Below are 2046 nucleotides of genomic sequence, written 5' to 3'. Positions count from 1 at the left end.
CCCCGGGCCAGCCGGACCAGCGCCGACGCCGCCTCGTCGTCCCAGTCGACGGGCAGGGTGACGGTGCGCGGGGCGTCGTCCGGGTCGGCGGCAGCCTGCACGCTGCGCATGCGGATGCCGTTCCAATGGCTACGGGCTGTCATGGCGGCAGTCTAGGCACGCCGCGCCGCCCGGTGAAAGCCGCATATGGTAGGGCCACCGCTATACAGACCACTGTATATTGTGGATATGGGGGATAACTCCCCGGTTCCCGCAATGCCGGACATGTGAGGTCGCGATGCGCCCGGGCGGGATGGACCATGGGCGAAAGATGGCGCTACCATCCGGCCATGGCAAATCTCGGCACCCGGATCTACACCAAATTCAAGGGCCGCCTGGTCGGCAAGGACGCCGACGGCCGCTGCTATTACGAAGCGCGGACGGCGAATCGGACCGGCGGCGGACTGAAGCGCCACGAACGCTGGGTGATCTACCGCAAGGGCGAGGACGCGTCCGCCGTGCCGCCGGAATGGTGGGGCTGGCTGCACCATGTCGAGGACGCGCCCCTGCCCGAAAGCGCCCGCCAGCCCTGGCAACTGCCCTATCAGCCCAACCGCACCGGCACGATCGAGGCCTATCGCCCGCCCGGCAGCGATTATCGCGGCGGCCGGCGCGCCCCCTCGACCAGCGATTATCAGGCCTGGTTCCCCGAGTCCTGACGCCCGCCCGCCACGGCGGCACCCGCTTCCGGTAACCGCTTCCGGCGCCCGCCAGGATAACGCCGACCATATTCCGGCCAGATTTCGATGCTCCAGCATAGCGGCAGCCGGCCCCTGTTCACGGGATGCCGGCGCCGATAGAATGCAGCGGAACGGAGCAAGGCAGGGGCGTTTCCTTCCATAGGACCCCCCGCCGGCGGGCCCCTCCAGCAGGGATGCCCCAGACAGGGATGCCCAGAAGGGATGCGATTCAGATGGTGAGTGCGGTTCCAGTCAGAGGGGGCCGAAACCCGGCCGAACTTGCCGCCGGGTGCGGGGTCCTCGTCCTGCTGGGCGGCCTGCTGGCCTTCGCCGTGGTCGACAAGGGCCACCGGCACGAAAACGGCTACCGGCTCGCGGCCTCCTTCGCCCATATCGACGGGCTGTCGGTGGGGTCGGACGTGCGCCTGGCCGGGGTGACGGTGGGCCAGGTGGTCGCCGAACGGGTCGATCCCGCCAGCTACAAGGCCCAGGTGACCTTCACCGTGCGCCCCGACATCCGCCTGCCGACCGACAGCGCCGCGATCATCACCAGCGACAGCCTGCTGGGCGGCAAATATATCGCGCTGTCCCCCGGCGGAAACGACGCCATCCTGCGCCCCGGGGCCGAAATCGCGCAGACCCAGGGGTCGATCAGCCTGGAACAGTTGCTCAGCCGCTTCATCTTCTCGGTGACCGATTCCATGACGAAGGCGAACCAGCAGCGGGCCACCCAAGGCGGGACCGCCCCGCCGGCCGAACATCCGGGAGGGGACTCCCCGCAATGAGCAATGGGGCCCTGCCGCCGCCGCCCGCCATCTGGCGCCAGCCCGATGGCAGCCCGGTCTCGTGCCAGGACAAGCTGCGCGTCCTGGCCGAGAATTACCGGGAATTGTGCGAGGTCATGCGCGACGCCTTCGAGGACGCGGTGCTGATCGGCGTCGACGCGCAGGAAATGAAGCAGGTCATCCACGGAATCGTGTCCGCATTGCAAAGCCCCAAAGCGTGAGACACGCCGCCATCGTTCGCCTGGCGGTGCTGGCCGCCCTTTCCTGTCACGGGGTCGCGTCCCTCCAGGGTACCGCGCGGGCCGCCGAAATCGTCAACCCGCCGCTGATCTACCCGCCCGATACCTGGCAGGGGCGGTCCAGCGCCACGATCCGGGTCCTCGACACGCTGGATTCCCACGTGCAGGTCCTGACCGTCCCCGTGGGGCAGGATGCGACCTACAAGGCGCTCACCATCCATGTCGGCGCCTGCCGCGACCGTCCGGCGACGCTGGCGCCCGACGCGGCGGCATGGGTCTCGGTCCGCGACGCGCGGCAGGACG

The 2046-nt window shown here is 69.2% G+C and carries 4 protein-coding genes; all 4 read left to right on the top strand.

Annotated features, from left to right (window positions below):
- The first annotated feature begins 329 nt into the window (after positions 1–329).
- Positions 330–698 (top strand): NADH-ubiquinone oxidoreductase subunit NDUFA12 family protein, encoded by a 369-nt coding sequence (locus HUK84_RS16085; protein ID WP_176641188.1) that lies wholly within the window; start codon positions 330–332, stop codon positions 696–698.
- Positions 699–952: 254 nt separating this feature from the next.
- Positions 953–1504, top strand: a complete 552-nt coding sequence (gene mlaD, locus HUK84_RS16080; RefSeq protein WP_176641186.1) for an outer membrane lipid asymmetry maintenance protein MlaD — start codon at positions 953–955, stop codon at positions 1502–1504.
- Entirely contained in the window at positions 1501–1725 is a 225-nt protein-coding gene (locus HUK84_RS16075) for a hypothetical protein (RefSeq protein WP_176641185.1), read from the top strand. Before mlaD ends, HUK84_RS16075 begins: the two co-directional genes overlap by 4 nt.
- The coding region (locus HUK84_RS16070; protein WP_317135300.1) for a DUF2155 domain-containing protein at positions 1722–2046 on the top strand (325 nt) is incomplete at its 3' end. The genes HUK84_RS16075 and HUK84_RS16070, both read left to right, overlap by 4 nt.

It is taken from the genome of Nguyenibacter vanlangensis, from assembly GCF_013376155.1.
Classification (GTDB): Bacteria; Pseudomonadota; Alphaproteobacteria; order Acetobacterales; family Acetobacteraceae; genus Gluconacetobacter; species Gluconacetobacter vanlangensis.
The sequence above is the reverse complement of the archived record's forward strand: the minus strand, read 5'-3'. Positions and strand labels throughout refer to the sequence as shown.